Below are 15,017 nucleotides of genomic sequence, written 5' to 3' on the forward strand. Positions count from 1 at the left end.
TTTCTTTTCGCTTAGCTTAATTTTTTATGAATGGCGTCTACCATCGCATCTATAAATAATGGATGCGTGTTTGGCATTGCTGGGCGATAGTAGTTTGCCCCTAGCTCATCGCACACAACTTTACACTCATAATCGTTATCGTATAAAACTTCTAAATGTTCTGTTACGAAGCCAACTGGTGTGTAAACAAATGAACGAAAACCCTTTTGCTCATAAAGATCACGTGTTAAATCTTGCACGTCTGGTCCAAACCAAGGCTCTGGCGTTTGTCCTGCTGATTGCCAGCCTACCTCTACATTTTTCACGCCAGAGGCTTCTTGAATCAAACGAGCTGTTTCAATTAATTGGTCTTCGTATGGATCACCCATTTCCTTAATTTTCGTAGGAAGTGAGTGTGCTGATACGATTAAGCATGCTTTTTCACGTTCTTCATTGGACATTGCATCAAATATTTCATTTACTTTGTTGTGCCAATACGCAATGAATTTTGGTTCGTCATACCAAGATTCAACAGCTGTAATCGTTAGTCGTTCGCCTGCCGCCTCTGTTGCACGACCGTTATAAGATTTGATAGAGAATGTTGAGAAATGAGGTGCTAGCACGATAGAGACCGCTTCTTTAATACCTGCTGCAACCATTTCTTCAACCGCATCTTCAATGAATGGATGGATGTGTTTTAAACCAATAAATAGTTTATATTCTACATCGTCTTGTACCTCGTTTAAACGTGCACATAAAGCTTCCGCCTGTGCTTGCGTAGCTGCTGCCAATGGTGATAAACCACCGATTGCCTCATAACGACTACGCAAATCTTCTAGGTGCTCATCTGATGGTCTACGTCCATGTCGAATATGCGTATAATAGGGTTCAATATCTTCTTCTTTGTAGGGTGTACCATATGCCATTACTAATAAGCCTTTAACTTCTTTCATTAATCTTTTCACCTCTATAGAATAGTTAAACTATGTTTTTTGTATGTTTATTGAACAGATTGTGACGAATGCAAGTGCCTGCCGCTAACATTTAAAAAGATGAAAGACTGCCCTCATAAGATTGTTTTACTTATAGTGCAGCATCTTTCATTAAAAACGTGCTTGAATTTGTTGTGCACTGTATTCATGAATAAGTGTAGTTAAACGTTTTAACACATCTGGATCGACTTCAGGGAACACACCATGACCTAAGTTAAATATGTGACCCGGTACTTCTAAACCTTGATCGATAATATCTTTCGTACGTTTTTCAATAACAGACCAATCAGCAAGTAATAATGATGGATCTAAGTTTCCTTGTACTGGTTTTGTAATACCTTTTGCTCGCGCTTCTTTAATTGGCAAGCGCCAATCTAAGCCCACGACATCAATCGGTAGATCATGCCATTCTTTTACCAGATGGCTCGCACCCACTCCGAATTGAATAATTGGCACATTTTCTTTTTTCAACTCGCCAAAAATACGAGTCATAACAGGTTTAATGAACACACGATAATCTTCGACACTTAAAGCTCCAACCCAAGAGTCAAATACTTGAATCGCTTTGGCACCCGCTTCAACTTGAGCTGAAACATCAGCAATAATCATATCTGCGAGTTTATCCATTAAAGCAAACCAAGCTTGTGGTTCCGAAACCATAAATGATTTTGTTTTATTATAGTTTTTAGAAGGTCCACCTTCAATCATATAGCTCGCTAGTGTAAATGGTGCCCCTGCAAAGCAAATGAGCGGTACATTCAATTGTTCTTCTGTTAATAGTTTTATCGTTTCTAATACAAATGGCGTATGCTCTTTTGCATTGAACTCACCTAGTTTTTCTACATCAGCAACCGTGCGAATTGGATTAGAAATAACAGGACCTACGCCTGCTTTGATTTTCACATCTATTCCAATACCCGGTAGTGGTGTAACAATGTCTTTATATAAAATTGCGGCGTCTACATTGTAATTATCTACTGGTAATTTTGTTACATAGGCACACAGTTCTGGTCTATGTGTAATTTCCTCTAAAGAATACTTTTCTTTAATCGCACGATATTCTGGTTGAGAGCGTCCTGCTTGGCGCATATACCAGACCGGTGTATGTTGTGTTCTTTCTCCTCGTGCAGCACGAAGAAGTGTATCATTAAATGTTGTCATGAATATTTCCTTCCCCTCAATATAATTCATACCGTAAAATTCTCTTGTTTATTCCATTATTATTGATATCCGTTTTCAATAGTAAACGCTTCCTCTGTTATTGTATAGTTTTCCTAGAGAAATGTCATAAAATTGTTCTTTCTGGTGTCTTCTTTTTTGACAAAGCGTTAGAGTTACACTTAAATGGAGATAATCACGCTATTATGAACATTCATAAGGAGGGCAAAGTTATGTATATTTATTTAACTTCTGGCACAGCTGAATTTATGGAACAGGTGAAAAAAAAGTATCCGAACGAGCACATGATGCTAATACACGGTGACGGTAACTCAGTTCTCATACATGAAACTGAAGGGAAATCTGTTTTTGCCACACCACGTAAATTTGAAGTTTTAGATGCTGTCAATGAATTAGAAGATCATGGCTTTTTTGTCTTCAATAATATTCCGGTTACTGAAGAAGGTCGACCTGTATTTGAACATCGTTTTTTAAATCGGGCCCGAGCTATCGAGGACGAACCTGGTTTCGTAGCATTTCGTTTACTACGCCCAATAAATGGCGATACATATATCGTCATGACACAATGGCATGGTCCGCACTCTTTTGAAGCATGGAAAAATTCCCAAGCTTATAAAACAGCACATGCTGAGCGGGCAGAGCCTACGGGCGTACAACAGCAAAATATCTTCTCTGCGGCTTCCTATGTTTCAACCTACAGTGTTGCACCAAAAGAAGAAGACGAAGCATAACTTTTTAAAGGAGCATTCATAGATGAAACCAAATTTACTTGAAAAGATCGATGCTCATTTTGATGAAATGGTGGCTATTCGCCGCCATCTACATATGCATCCAGAACTTAGTTTCCACGAGCAAGAAACAGCAAACTACATTATTCAATTTTATAAAAAACTTGGTGTACTGGTTGAACCGAAACTCAGCGGCTTCGGACTCATCGCACGCATAAAAGGAAACAAACCAGGCAAAACAATTGCCTTACGTGCAGATTTTGATGCACTCCCTATTCAAGATGAAAAGGATGTGCCATACAAATCAAAAGTTCCTGGTGTTATGCATGCTTGTGGTCATGATGGCCATACTGCCACATTATTAATCTTAGGTAAGTTACTTTGGGAAATGCGTGAGGAATTAGCTGGAGAATATGTGCTCATTCATCAACATGCTGAGGAAGCTGATCCAGGCGGCGCAATTGGAATGGTGCAAGCAGGTGCATTAAATGGTGTTGACGCCATTTTCGGTACACATTTATCATCTAACCATCCGACTGGCATGATTGGCTATCGTGTAGGTCCCATGATGGCAGCAGTTGATAGCTTTGAAATGAAAATTCAAGGTAAAGGTGGGCATGGTGCACACCCTCACCAAACGAAGGATGCCATTGTCATCGGCTCTCAGTTGGTTATGAACCTACAACAGCTAGTTGCTCGTCGTGTTGCCCCAACTGAATCTGCAGTTCTAACGGTCGGCTCGTTTGTAGCATCTAACGCCGACAATATTATTGCTGATACAGCCTATTTAAACGGGACTATCCGTACATTCAACAAGGATATACGTGAAACAATGGAACGTGAATTTAAACGGGTGGTGCAAGGCACAGAAATTGCCCATGATTGTACGATTGAACTTGATTACCGCCGAGGTTATCCAGCAATCGTTAACCATGAAAAGGAAACATTATTTGTACGGGATATTGCACAGGATATTTGTGAAGTGGTTGAAATTGAAGCAACAATGGGTGGTGAGGATTTTTCTTACTACTTAGAAGAGAAACCAGGTACATTCTTCTTCACAGGTGCCGCGCCTACTGAATACGCGCCACATCACCATCCTAAGTTCGATATCGATGAAAAAGGAATGCTGGTTGCAGCGAAAGTGCTGTTAACCGCTGCCCTAGACTATCAATTCGTGGAATAAAAAATGTAAAGCTCATTTTTCCCAATTTACTTGGAAAAAATGAGCTTTATTTCGTATTTAGAACTAGTGCCTGAGCGGACTTGGATACCCGAACGTCCTCCTATCTCATCTATGTGAAACTATCAACGCTAGTTAAGATTTCGACATCTTCGCTGTCAATTCACTTACGATAATGACTATTATAAATGTCACATAGAACATCGGCTGTGTCACACCACTTAGGCCCACAATAATGGCCTGAGTAATCATGGCAATACGTACTACCTGTTTGACTGCTATATTACGCGCATTCTCTGGCAGTGGATACAGCATGTCCATACGGAATTCTCCACTTGATAATAATGCCTGCTTTAACTGAATCGTTGTGGCAAAACTTAATGCACCTGCAACAATCCATGTAACCATTGGAATATCTACAAAAGCAGCAATAACAGCAGAAATCACCGTTAATCGGAGCCATAAATAAAAATGATCGTCTGTACGCACGAATGTACGGAACACCAAATACTTCTGAGTATTCCCCTTGGTATACGGTACAAACTTATAAAGCCAATCCAACCACGCTCTACGGCGAATACTGCCACGTAAATGCGGTACATCCGTAAAGTAATTGGCAAAGCGGTAGAAACTCATCATTCGATTTTGTTCTAACTTTACAAAATGTTCGTAAGCAACTGGCTGTCCTACAGATTTTTTGCGGAACACAGCTATATAAGCACAACCAATTACAGCAGCAATTAATGCTAAGATAAGCTTGGTCTGAAGGGCAAAATACATGGTTACGCCAAATACCACAGCACGCACGAGTCTATCAACCCAAATAAAATGTCCTCGTTCACTATATCGATAATTGAACTCCCCCTGCACACTGATATACTTCAGTACAACTATAAGGAAAAATACCGCCCAAATACCGACAGTAGTTAACTCTGTAACTGCCTTTAGTAAAGGAATACTGACAATATAAACAATCGCAACAATCCATACTTGTGACCAAAATGTCCATGCAAGAGCTTTCTTAAAATACTGAGACATTTTTGATTCTAATGGTAGTAAATAGACTTGGTCTGGCTCACGCAATAATGTCGTTGGTCGGCTAAACGCTAGCAACACACCAATTATTAAAGCAATTAAAGGCTCTGCTGGAAAATCAGCCTCTACGATTTTCAGCCATTCACTATATTGATAGCCCCCTGCCCCAACAAGAAATACAAGTACAATTGCTATATGCCCCGTAAAAATAAACTGCATATATTTTTGCACTTCACCTATATAATGCATGAAGCGCGAGGACCATACATCACGCAAGTTCTTCATGGTCCCGCTCCTTTGTCATCGCAATATATAGGTCATCCAGGGTCGCTTGTGGCATCCCAAAAGCCCTGCGTAAATCCGCCATCGTTCCCTGTGCACGCACGCGTCCTTCATGCAATAAAATAATTCGGTCGCAATGCTTCTCCGCTGTCGATAGGATATGTGTAGACATTAAAATCGAAGCGCCCTCTTTTTTCTTTTCATCCATTTGATCTAATAATGATTGAATGCCAAGTGGATCTAAACCAACAAACGGCTCATCAATTATATAAAGACTTGGATTGACTAAAAAAGCACACATAATCATAACTTTTTGCCGCATCCCTTTTGAGAAATGGGATGGAAACCAATTGAGTCGTTTTTCCATACGAAATTCCTTTAACAAAACTTCTGAACGTGCTGCAAGTGAAGCCTCATCTAAACCATAAGCCATCGCTGTTAACGCTAAATGTTCACGTAGTGTTAACTCATCATATAAAACAGGTGTTTCTGGAATATACGAGAACGCGGAGCGATACTTGTCCGTATCTTCTTGTAAGGTCACACCATTTAAACGGATGTCACCTTCTTTTGGTAACATCGTTCCAATAATATGCTTAATGGTTGTACTTTTTCCTGCTCCATTTAATCCAATTAACCCAACTAGTTCCCCTTTTTCAATCGTAAATGATAACTCTTTAATAACAGGCTTTCTTGTATAGCCACCTGTCACTTGCTGTAACTCTAATACCGACATGCCCTCACTCCTCTTCTTGTTCTTATTTTATCAAAAATTAGCAAATGATTCAGTTATGAGTATGATAGAATGAACTTACCTATATAAATAAGGGGGATTTTACGAATGAGCGATTGCCTATTTTGCAAAATTATTGACGGATCAATTCCGAGTACAAAAGTTTATGAAGACGACCATGTATATGCTTTCGCAGACATTGCGCCTGTAGCAAAAGGTCACACACTATTAATTCCAAAGCATCATTGCCAAGATCTTTTTGAAATGCCAGAAGATGTCGCACGGAATTTATATGCGGTAGCACCAAAAGTGGCTAATGCTATTAAGGCAGCATTTAATCCAATTGGCATGAATACCATAAATAACAACGGAGCTGCTGCTGGACAAACTGTTTTTCACTACCACTTACATTTTATTCCGCGTTACGATGAAAAAGAAGGCTTAGGCTTAAATTGGCAAACACAAAACTATACTCTTGAGCAATTAGCTGAAGTTGCAGAAAGCATTAAAGCCAACCTTTAATTTTCTTCGTCTGTGTATGAGTACTGATAGGCTATTTTTTTGCTATTCATTTTTTTGATATGCAGCGAAAGAATTAACTAAATTGTGTATTCAATGATCAGAATAGTATATTGCAAATCAATAATTTTTATCGTACAATCACAAATAAGTTTCGCTAACGGTCAAGAGGACACGTTAGGAGACAAATAGATTAGCATAGTCGAGGAGAGATTAGAAATGAATACAAAGAACTTAGTTTTGATGGCACTCTTAGTTGGTGTCGGTGCTGCACTTTATGTAGTCACACCTGGTATGGTAAATGGCATGAAGCCTGACTTCATGTTAACAATGATGTTTATTGGAATTTTGTTATTCCCTACAGCAAAAGAAACGTTCTTACTGTCTTTAGCCACAGGGGTGCTCTCCGGTTTGTTTACAACATTTCCGGCAGGTTTAGTCCCAAACATTATTGATAAAGCTGTAACTGGTTTTGTCTTTTTAGCCATCCTAATGGTGCTAAAAAAAGTGCTTAGCAATTTTGTAGGATCAGCTGTTTTAGTTGGTTTAGGAACTATTTTATCGGGTACAGTTTTTTTATCGGTTGCCCTTTTCGTGTTCAATGCAAACGTTGGCGCTACATTCGCAATGCTATTTGTAGGTGTTGTGTTACCAGCTGTCGCATTTAACGTTGTTGCTTTTGTGATTATTTATCCAATCGTCACAAAATTAGTGAAGCGTTCTAAATTCAAAACAGCCATCTCCCAAGCATAACATGGAACAGGGTTAAACGCTCGTCTCTCACAGTCACATTGATTCGTGAGATAAGCATTTTAGCGTAATCACTATTTTAAGAAGCTAAACCGTGATGCAAAATCACTCGTTTAGCTTCTTTTTTCTTTTTGTATTGGCGCATTTCATGGTTTAATAGAGGGTAAGATAACAAACATAGGAATGAGGGAATTAATTATGAAAGCAAAACCATTTTTAATCGGACTAACAACTGGCATCGTAGGTGGTACTATTGCTGTACTTTTTTCAACACCTCAATCAGGACGACAATTTCGTGCTACATTAGTGACAAATGCCGATTGTACGAAAGACAAACTACATGATATAAAATTACAAGCTAGCAATGTGAAACAATCCGTAAACATGCTTACAAACGAAGCCAAAAATAATATACCGCAAATAATAAATGAATTAAAACAATCCATTACGACATTTTCACAAGAAATCGAACCTTCCAAGAATAACCTGCAACAAGAAATAGAATCGTTACAGAATTCAATTAGCGAAATCGAGAAAAATATTGCACAATTCACGGATAAAAAGAAAAAACCGCAAGAAATCGAGTAGGACTAAAGTTTGTTATCGGTGATAAAAAAACTATTTTACTACCAAAATATATGATTATATTATTATTTTTTAACCACATTTCAATTTTTTAATTTTTCTAACTTTAAACTTTTTTTCTTTATTGCTATAATATTTTTAAAATGTTAAAGAAAGCAGTAGGTGATGGCTTTGTCAGAGGAATTATACACTCAAAAAGAAGCGATGCTTTATAGCCAAAGAATCGCACAATTATCAAAAGCCTTATGGAAAGCGGTTGAAAAAGATTGGCAACAGTGGATTAAACCCTACGATTTAAACATTAACGAGCATCATATTTTATGGATTTCATATCATTTAAAAGGAGCATCAATTTCTGATGTCGCTAAATTTGGTGTGATGCACGTTTCAACAGCCTTTAACTTCTCAAAAAAATTAGAAGAACGAGGATTCCTTAAGTTTTCCAAACGTGATGACGACAAACGGAATACTTACGTTGAATTAACAGAAACAGGTACAGAACTAATCATCGAGATGAATAGCAATTATCATAATACGTATCATTCTGTTTTAGAGGGTTCGTTAGCGCTAAAAGACTTATACGGTCGCTTCCCAGAATTTTTAGATGTTATGGCTGTTATACGTAATATTTATGGTGAGGATTTCATCGATATTTTCGAGCGTTCTTTCCAACACTTCCGTGATTCCTTTGACACGATAGAACAACGTCCAACTGTAAAAGGATAAAGTGAAATTTCGTTCACCATGTTTTTTATCCACTGTTGTCATAATTGGACCAGTCGAGCTTTATCGTCAATCTGGCTGACTCATTCTCAGCTTCATAAGGAAGTAGGCGTCTAACGACAGTTATTGCGTGGGATAAAACATGCTAAAAGGAGGCATTTCAGAAACAATTCTGAGATACCTCCTTTTTCTTGCATTCTCACATAATTCAATTTACATTAAATAGGACCCTTCCTAATTACGGAGTTGATATATCAATGCATTGTTGGAAAATTTTAAATCTCGAACATCATTACGGGACTACACGAATTAGTATCTTGGCTGTAATTGTTTTTTTAACGACTTTTTCAGTGTCCTATGTGACACTCAATTTGTTCCATGAAGAACAGTTTACAGATCATTTATTCTGGCTATTCATTATTGCCGTACTCGCACTGTATCCGATCCATAAATGTTTACACTTTCTTGCTTTATTTGACTTACGCCAGCATCTCAAATTACGCGTGCGTGTCCAATTTTACTTTATTCCTGTCTTGCATATGCGTATTCGTGAACCTTTATCGAAAAACCGCTATATTTTAGCATTATTAACGCCGTTTTTTGTACTAAATACAATTATTGTGCTAGGTACACTGCTCTTACCTGCCTATACGCATTACGGCACCTTACTTTTAGCGTATCATTGCAGTTTATGTTTAATTGATATACTTTACGTAAAATATTTATACAATTCACCCAAAAATGCCCAAATCGAGGAAACGCCTAAGGGTTATGAAATTTTAGTGCCACCAACAATTAACTAAATTGCTTGTACTTGTGTTCTATCGACGTTTTTTGTTATGCTGTTAATACTGAAAGAGGGGAGGAATAGACTTGCTATTAATGATTGTAGTTCTATTCTCGGTATTCTATTTATTTCAAATTAATCGCATGACCTATGCACTTTGCATGCGACGTGAAATTCCCGAAGAAAACCAACCAAAAATATTCCGAACTATCAATATACTCATCACAATTTTACTTGTCTCATTTTATGTTGAAATTTTATTTGCAGTATAATGAAAAAGAAAAGTGCATCCGCGCCCGTCCGCACGCGCGGAGGGAACATCTAAAATGATGATAGACCAATACTTTATTGGCCCCAACCTCATACGTGCGGCGCGAATGCCTAGAAATTGATAAGAAAAGCTAAGGACTTTGAACCCTTAGCTTTTCGCCATTTTATTAATTAGTATAGGAACGCTGCACCAACAATAATTAATAAAATAAAGAGCACAACTAATAAAGCAAAGCCTGAGCCGTAGCCACCGCCACCACCGTATCCTCCGTTGCTCATAACTTCACCCCCTTTCTTTTCTATATCCTATGCGCTTCGATTTTTGAAATATAGGCTATACTCAAGGGGGGGAACCATTTTGTTTTTAAATCGTTTATGTTATAGTAAAAAATGGACGAAATGAAAGTTAGGAGAGAATATCCATTATGAAAAAGACTGTTTTATCTTTAACATTAGCTGCCTCTATTTTAGCCCTTGGTGCTTGTAGCGGAGCAGATGACAAAGCATTAGTTACTTCTAAAGTAGGCGATATTTCAGTAGCTGACTTTAACGAAAAAGCGAAAAGCTTAACAGGCCCATATGTATTACAACAAATGGTGACTGAAAAAGTATTAGCTGACAAATATGAAGTAACAGACAAAGAATTTAAAGAAGCTTATGACACAACTGCCTCTCAGTTTGGTGATAGCTTTGCACAAGCACTTGCTGAAAGTGGCTTAACAGAACAAGGCTTTAAAGATTCATTACGTGTTCAACTTCTTCAAGAAAAAGCATTAAAAGATCAAGGTATTAAAGAAGAAGACGTAAAAAAACATTATGAACAAATGAAAACAGAATTAAATGGTCGTCATATTCTAGTAGCTGATGAGAAAACAGCGAACGAAGCCATCGAAAAAATTAAAGGTGGCGCTTCATTTGCTGATGTGGCAAAAGAATACTCAACAGATACAGGTTCTGCAGAAAAAGGGGGCGAACTAGGTTGGTTCTCAGTTGGTATGATGGTAGATGAATTCAATGATGCTGCTTATGCTCTAGAATTAAACACATTAAGTGCACCTGTGCAATCAAGCTTTGGTTACCACGTTATCGAAATTACGGACAAGCGTGACGTGAAAGATGTTGGCTCATTCAAGGACGAAGAAGAAAACATTCGTACGGCAATGCTTGGCAAGTTAAACCAAACAGGTGAAGCACAAACAATTCTAAAAGACATCATCGCAAAAATGGCGAAAGATGCGAAAGTCAAAACATCAGATAAAGATTTAAAACAATCACTAGAATTCTTCACAACTACAAGTGATGAGCAAGCAAAAGCTGCTGAAGAAGCAGCTAAAAAAGCTGCTGAAGATGAAGACAAAGCTGAAGATACTGATAAAGAATCTAAATAGTGATTAATTTACTATATGAAAAAGGGTTACGCTCATACAGGCGTAACCCTTTTTGTTTACTCAATAGTTGGTTTATAAAATGAGCGGTTATCAAGAGGAAATAGTCTCTCGGTAAATTCACCTGGCGCAGTTTTGCCAAGTGCGCGTGTGAGCATATTCATCTTGGCATCAATATTATCAATATAATGCAATATTTCTGCTTCTTGAATCATTGGTTTTTTGGGGCTACCCCACTCTTCTTTCCCATGATGTGATAACACCAGATGTTGCAAGAGCATAACTTCTTCGCCCTCAATCTCTAACTCTTCGGCGATTTTTGCAATTTCATTCACCATAATGGTAATATGACCAAGTAAATTTCCCTCAATAGTGTACATGGTCGCAACAGGACCAGATAATTCAACGACTTTCCCGATATCATGTAAAATAATACCCGCATATAACAAATCACGATTTAGCGTTGGGTATAAGTCAGCAATCGCCTTACCTAGTTTTAGCATAGACACCATATGATCCAGTAAACCGGAGGCATAGTCATGGTGATTCTTTGTCGCAGCCGGGAATACTAAAATAGCATCCTGATGCTTTTTAATAGCTGCACGTGTAATACGTGAGATGTTTGGATTTTTAATATCAAAGAAGAATTGCGTTAATTCCTCATACAGTTGTTCTTTTGGCGTTGCCGAAGAAGGAACTAAATCATTAATAGCAATCCCCTCCTCTGGTTTTGCAACACGAATTGTCTTAATGCGTAATTGATTTTTACCACGATAGTCATGGATTTCTCCTCCTACGCGAACAATCGCCTCTGCATGGTACATTTTTTCATGATCTTCATTTGTATCCCATAGCTTTGCCTCAATATCTCCACTCTTATCTTGTAGTAACAGTGACATAAATGGCTTTCCTACAGTCGTGACACCCTTTGTCGCCTGTTTAATTAATAAAAATTGATCAACTGATTCTCCTACTTGGAGCGTCGTAATACCTTTCATGTTGACGTCACTCCCCTTTCATTTGCTAGTGCTCCTAGATCGACAATTTGCTCTTTTTGCCAAAACTCGAGCATCGCTTCATGGCAAGTAAAATATAAAATTTGACGTTCATATCCTACTTCTTTCATTAATTGTACCATTTTGTTTGTACGGTTTCGATCAAAATGGACAAAAGGATCATCCATAATAAATGGGAAAGGCGCAGATGTTGCAAGCGTTTTCGCTAGTGCTATTCGTAATGAGATATAGGCTTGCTCCTTTGTGGCTTGTGATAATTCTGCTACATGATAACGCACACCTGAAACTGCCTGTGCCTCAAAATGACCTCTTTCACTAATTGAAAGTTTGTCGTAACGACCACCTGTTAACAAATTAAAAATAGCATTGACCTGTGAAAGGACGTGAGGTAATTTTTCCTCTCGCAGTTGGAATAATGTGTCATGTATTGCTGTTGCTAACGCCTTTTTTGCAGTCCATTGCTCAATTAACTGTTGTAATGCCGATTTTTCTTCCTCAAATTGTTGCAATAATTGTCCATATTTTTCATCATTGAGAAGATACTCTTTTTGCATTTGTAGTGCGGCTCTCTCTTCTAAGCAACGATCGATTTCTACTTGAATTGCAATGCGATGTTCTTCTAACACATGCATTTTCTCGCTGAGTTGCTCTTCGGTCATAACAGTCTCTTGATTGCTTACATTTAGGGATGCTAACTGACTTTGAATTGCTTGTAGTGCAGTATTTAATTGTTGTTGTTGTTCATACTGTGCAAATGTCTCGTAATATGCGTTCTCTGATTGTACATTTGCAGCACGCAATAACTGAGCAATTTCCTTTTCATAATTTTCTATAAGAAGCTGTGCTTCTTGCATGTTTGATGCGAGGTTAGTAAGCTGCTCTTGGATGTGTGCCATATCTTGTTGTTCCCGTTGTATAGTAAGATAAAATGTCCGCAGATGCATAAAAATTTCCTGCTCACTATAATGTTCCTGTAATAGCTTCTGTATTTGTTCATAAAGCGCTCTTTTTTCAGCTTGGATAGAATGAAGCAACTGGGAAGTACTTTTTTTCTTGGTTGCCAGCTCTTGTACACCGCGAATACGCATAAACAGCTCAGGTAATAAAGCTCTTGGCACATTGCCTTGTAAATGATAACGCCCTAAAAAACTTTGAAGCATTTGAGTAACTTCTACAGTCACCTGCTCTGCCTGCTGAATTTTATGCTCTAATTGTGCATATTGACGCTCCTTTTCCTGCTGTTGTTCTGTTATAAGCGTCCGGCGATCCTCAAGTCGTTGCTTTTTCATAAGTAAAGCTTGTACAATATTTTCCTCTTGCTCTAATTCCCGTAGTAATTGCCTATGTTGCTCGCTTGTAGGCTCGTCAGTTGGCCACACGTTTTTTAACAACAGTACAAAAAATAGCGACATCACTGCGCCACCAATGATAACTGCCATATTTTTTTGCCAAACACCATATAACAAAACGAACAGACAAATAACCAAAGCAAAAAATAGTAATGATGCCGGCTGTTTTTGCTTCGAACGCTGTAACTTTACGTGTCGTAATTGTTCAAGTCGTTTTTTACGTTGAGGCCACTGTGCTAAAATATGTTCTTCCTCAGTTGTTAATGACTCCTGTTCCAGTTGCTTTCTCTGTCGAGCTATACCATCTAGCTCCGCATGTATTTGTTCTATCGAATGCAGATGAAATTTCAGCTCTTCTTCAGTTTTTAATAAGATACTTAACTGATGCTGGAACTGTTCTTCCTGTTGTAATGAGACAGTTTTCTCAAGCAGGATTTTTTGTGCTTCCTGTTCTTGTACACCTAATAAGCGGAACTGTGCTTCAATATCTTGTTCGATTAAGAAAAGCTCATCAATAAAACTCTGCTCCTTGACGAGTAATTGATTCCATGTTGCCTCTTGGTGCATAAGTCTAGCCATTTCATCAATTACTGACTCATCTACCGTTAGTTGTAGCCTTTTTTGTAATGCTTGATATTGCTCTTCTAGCTGCGCCATTTGTAATGTTACGTGTGTGAGTCGATCCTTTAGCTGCTCATAGCGTCTTATCCCTTCAGCCGGGAATTCAACTTGTGCATAGTTTGTTAAGGTCTGCTGTAGCGTCTGTTGCTGCTGAATAAGTGGCGTTGCCTGCTGCATTATCGTAAGTTGTTGCCAGTCTTGTTGTAGTTCTTTTTGTTGTTTATTCAAATGTAACAGCTGGTGATCCAGTTGTTGTAATTTGCGTGACTTGTCTTCAAATGTTTGAATAGCTGTTTGCTCTTGTTTGATTGTCTTTTCAAGTTGCTTCATTTGCTCAATCTTTTGGTTAATGAGTGGTAGCTTACCAGCCTTTTTAAATAGTTCTCCAGCATCCTTGTCTAATTTCTTTTCAAGTGACGATAATTGATGAATGCCCGTTGTCCCAGATGCCAGTAATAAATGAGTCAGTTCTTCTTCTGACATTTTTTCAATGCCTTGCAGTTCATGAATAGAAAAGGAAAAAATAGCCTCAAATGATGCCCTTGTGTAGCCATATAATAATTTTGCTAAGAGCTCCTCATGACCCTTAGCACCGTCTGCCATATAAACAGTAACATCACCAGTTGCCTTTCCTTTGACTCGTTCAATTGTGCACTGGCCATAAATCGGATGCACTATCGTCAGCTGACCACCAAATTTTGTCGATGCTTTCGGTTCATATTTTCGCTGTGCTTGTTGCTTTGTTGGAAAACCAAAAAGAATTTGTAATATAAACTGTTGAATCGTCGTCTTCCCTGCTTCATTCATGCCATAAAAAATTGTAACACCATCTTGTAAAGAGATAGTGACATTTTCATGCTTGCCAAAGCCGTATATTTGGAGTTTTTGTATTGTTAGCATG

At 38.2% G+C, this 15,017-nt stretch carries 16 protein-coding genes; 9 read left to right on the forward strand and 7 right to left on the reverse strand.

Annotated features, from left to right (window positions below; all coding sequences use genetic code 11):
• Window positions 1-11: 11 nt before the first annotated feature.
• Both hemH and hemE read right to left on the reverse strand, forming a co-directional pair.
• Window positions 12-932 (reverse strand): ferrochelatase, encoded by a 921-nt coding sequence (hemH, locus tag C9J31_RS19575; RefSeq protein ID WP_107926729.1) that lies wholly within the window; start codon window positions 930-932, stop codon window positions 12-14.
• A gap of 150 nt (window positions 933-1,082) precedes the next feature.
• Complete coding sequence (gene hemE / locus C9J31_RS19580) at window positions 1,083-2,132, reverse strand: uroporphyrinogen decarboxylase (RefSeq protein WP_107951282.1); 1,050 nt, start codon at window positions 2,130-2,132, stop codon at window positions 1,083-1,085.
• A gap of 230 nt (window positions 2,133-2,362) precedes the next feature.
• Here hemE and C9J31_RS19585 point away from each other — a divergent pair, with 230 nt between their 5' ends.
• Window positions 2,363-2,881 (forward strand): antibiotic biosynthesis monooxygenase family protein, encoded by a 519-nt coding sequence (locus C9J31_RS19585; RefSeq protein WP_107951250.1) that lies wholly within the window; start codon window positions 2,363-2,365, stop codon window positions 2,879-2,881.
• Between the two features lie 22 nt (window positions 2,882-2,903).
• On the forward strand, window positions 2,904-4,064 hold the full coding sequence (locus tag C9J31_RS19590) for an amidohydrolase (RefSeq protein WP_107926731.1): 1,161 nt from the start codon (window positions 2,904-2,906) through the stop codon (window positions 4,062-4,064).
• A gap of 132 nt (window positions 4,065-4,196) precedes the next feature.
• Here C9J31_RS19590 and C9J31_RS19595 read toward each other — a convergent pair whose 3' ends face one another.
• Both C9J31_RS19595 and C9J31_RS19600 read right to left on the reverse strand, forming a co-directional pair.
• Window positions 4,197-5,381 (reverse strand): ABC transporter permease, encoded by a 1,185-nt coding sequence (locus tag C9J31_RS19595; RefSeq protein WP_107951251.1) that lies wholly within the window; start codon window positions 5,379-5,381, stop codon window positions 4,197-4,199.
• On the reverse strand, window positions 5,365-6,114 hold the full coding sequence (locus tag C9J31_RS19600) for an ABC transporter ATP-binding protein (RefSeq protein ID WP_107926735.1): 750 nt from the start codon (window positions 6,112-6,114) through the stop codon (window positions 5,365-5,367). Before C9J31_RS19600 ends, C9J31_RS19595 begins: the two co-directional genes overlap by 17 nt.
• Before the next feature lie 105 nt (window positions 6,115-6,219).
• Here C9J31_RS19600 and C9J31_RS19605 point away from each other — a divergent pair, with 105 nt between their 5' ends.
• From C9J31_RS19605 to C9J31_RS19630, 6 genes are all read left to right on the forward strand, one after another.
• On the forward strand, window positions 6,220-6,633 hold the full coding sequence (locus C9J31_RS19605) for an HIT family protein (protein WP_054768707.1): 414 nt from the start codon (window positions 6,220-6,222) through the stop codon (window positions 6,631-6,633).
• Between the two features lie 216 nt (window positions 6,634-6,849).
• On the forward strand, window positions 6,850-7,383 hold the full coding sequence (locus C9J31_RS19610; protein WP_107926737.1) for a tryptophan transporter: 534 nt from the start codon (window positions 6,850-6,852) through the stop codon (window positions 7,381-7,383).
• A 195-nt stretch (window positions 7,384-7,578) separates the two neighbouring features.
• Window positions 7,579-7,968 (forward strand): YtxH domain-containing protein, encoded by a 390-nt coding sequence (locus C9J31_RS19615; RefSeq protein ID WP_107926739.1) that lies wholly within the window; start codon window positions 7,579-7,581, stop codon window positions 7,966-7,968.
• A gap of 162 nt (window positions 7,969-8,130) precedes the next feature.
• The gene (locus tag C9J31_RS19620) at window positions 8,131-8,691 is read left to right on the forward strand and encodes an HTH-type transcriptional regulator Hpr (RefSeq protein WP_054768706.1); all 561 of its coding nucleotides are present in this window, start codon (window positions 8,131-8,133) and stop codon (window positions 8,689-8,691) included.
• Between the two features lie 254 nt (window positions 8,692-8,945).
• A complete protein-coding gene (locus C9J31_RS19625) occupies window positions 8,946-9,491 on the forward strand; it encodes a DUF3267 domain-containing protein (protein ID WP_107926741.1) in 546 nt (181 codons plus the stop codon).
• 70 nt (window positions 9,492-9,561) lie between these two features.
• Window positions 9,562-9,747: a hypothetical protein gene (locus C9J31_RS19630; protein WP_010857338.1), complete on the forward strand. Its 186-nt coding sequence runs from the start codon at window positions 9,562-9,564 to the stop codon at window positions 9,745-9,747.
• A gap of 169 nt (window positions 9,748-9,916) precedes the next feature.
• Here C9J31_RS19630 and C9J31_RS19635 read toward each other — a convergent pair whose 3' ends face one another.
• The gene (locus tag C9J31_RS19635) at window positions 9,917-10,024 is read right to left on the reverse strand and encodes a YjcZ family sporulation protein (RefSeq protein ID WP_080647610.1); all 108 of its coding nucleotides are present in this window, start codon (window positions 10,022-10,024) and stop codon (window positions 9,917-9,919) included.
• Between the two features lie 146 nt (window positions 10,025-10,170).
• On the opposite strand from C9J31_RS19635, the gene C9J31_RS19640 reads away from it, so the two are divergent.
• Window positions 10,171-11,133, forward strand: coding sequence for a peptidylprolyl isomerase (locus C9J31_RS19640; RefSeq protein WP_107951252.1), 963 nt, complete (start codon window positions 10,171-10,173; stop codon window positions 11,131-11,133).
• Window positions 11,134-11,189: 56 nt separating this feature from the next.
• On the opposite strand, the gene yhaM is transcribed toward C9J31_RS19640, so the two are convergent.
• The gene (yhaM, locus tag C9J31_RS19645; protein WP_107926745.1) at window positions 11,190-12,128 is read right to left on the reverse strand and encodes a 3'-5' exoribonuclease YhaM; all 939 of its coding nucleotides are present in this window, start codon (window positions 12,126-12,128) and stop codon (window positions 11,190-11,192) included.
• Window positions 12,125-15,016, reverse strand: coding sequence for an ATP-binding protein (locus C9J31_RS19650; RefSeq protein WP_107951253.1), 2,892 nt, complete (start codon window positions 15,014-15,016; stop codon window positions 12,125-12,127). Before C9J31_RS19650 ends, yhaM begins: the two co-directional genes overlap by 4 nt.
• Window position 15,017 lies beyond the last annotated feature (1 nt).

The sequence above is a fragment of the Lysinibacillus parviboronicapiens genome (genome assembly GCF_003049605.2).
In the GTDB taxonomy this organism is placed as follows: Bacteria; Bacillota; Bacilli; order Bacillales_A; family Planococcaceae; genus Lysinibacillus; species Lysinibacillus parviboronicapiens.

Bases quoted from the DNA above. Each gene is read 5' to 3' on its own strand.
- hemH (WP_107926729.1), bottom strand. From the start codon at position 932: ATGAAAGAAGTTAAAGGCTTATTAGTAATGGCATATGGTACACCCTAC.
- hemE (WP_107951282.1), bottom strand. From the start codon at position 2,132: ATGACAACATTTAATGATACACTTCTTCGTGCTGCACGAGGAGAAAGA.
- C9J31_RS19585 (WP_107951250.1), top strand. From the start codon at position 2,363: ATGTATATTTATTTAACTTCTGGCACAGCTGAATTTATGGAACAGGTG.
- C9J31_RS19590 (WP_107926731.1), top strand. From the start codon at position 2,904: ATGAAACCAAATTTACTTGAAAAGATCGATGCTCATTTTGATGAAATG.
- C9J31_RS19595 (WP_107951251.1), bottom strand. From the start codon at position 5,381: ATGAAGAACTTGCGTGATGTATGGTCCTCGCGCTTCATGCATTATATA.
- C9J31_RS19600 (WP_107926735.1), bottom strand. From the start codon at position 6,114: ATGTCGGTATTAGAGTTACAGCAAGTGACAGGTGGCTATACAAGAAAG.
- C9J31_RS19605 (WP_054768707.1), top strand. From the start codon at position 6,220: ATGAGCGATTGCCTATTTTGCAAAATTATTGACGGATCAATTCCGAGT.
- C9J31_RS19610 (WP_107926737.1), top strand. From the start codon at position 6,850: ATGAATACAAAGAACTTAGTTTTGATGGCACTCTTAGTTGGTGTCGGT.
- C9J31_RS19615 (WP_107926739.1), top strand. From the start codon at position 7,579: ATGAAAGCAAAACCATTTTTAATCGGACTAACAACTGGCATCGTAGGT.
- C9J31_RS19620 (WP_054768706.1), top strand. From the start codon at position 8,131: ATGGCTTTGTCAGAGGAATTATACACTCAAAAAGAAGCGATGCTTTAT.
- C9J31_RS19625 (WP_107926741.1), top strand. From the start codon at position 8,946: ATGCATTGTTGGAAAATTTTAAATCTCGAACATCATTACGGGACTACA.
- C9J31_RS19635 (WP_080647610.1), bottom strand. From the start codon at position 10,024: ATGAGCAACGGAGGATACGGTGGTGGCGGTGGCTACGGCTCAGGCTTT.
- C9J31_RS19640 (WP_107951252.1), top strand. From the start codon at position 10,171: ATGAAAAAGACTGTTTTATCTTTAACATTAGCTGCCTCTATTTTAGCC.
- yhaM (WP_107926745.1), bottom strand. From the start codon at position 12,128: ATGAAAGGTATTACGACGCTCCAAGTAGGAGAATCAGTTGATCAATTT.
- C9J31_RS19650 (WP_107951253.1), bottom strand. From the start codon at position 15,016: ATGCTAACAATACAAAAACTCCAAATATACGGCTTTGGCAAGCATGAA.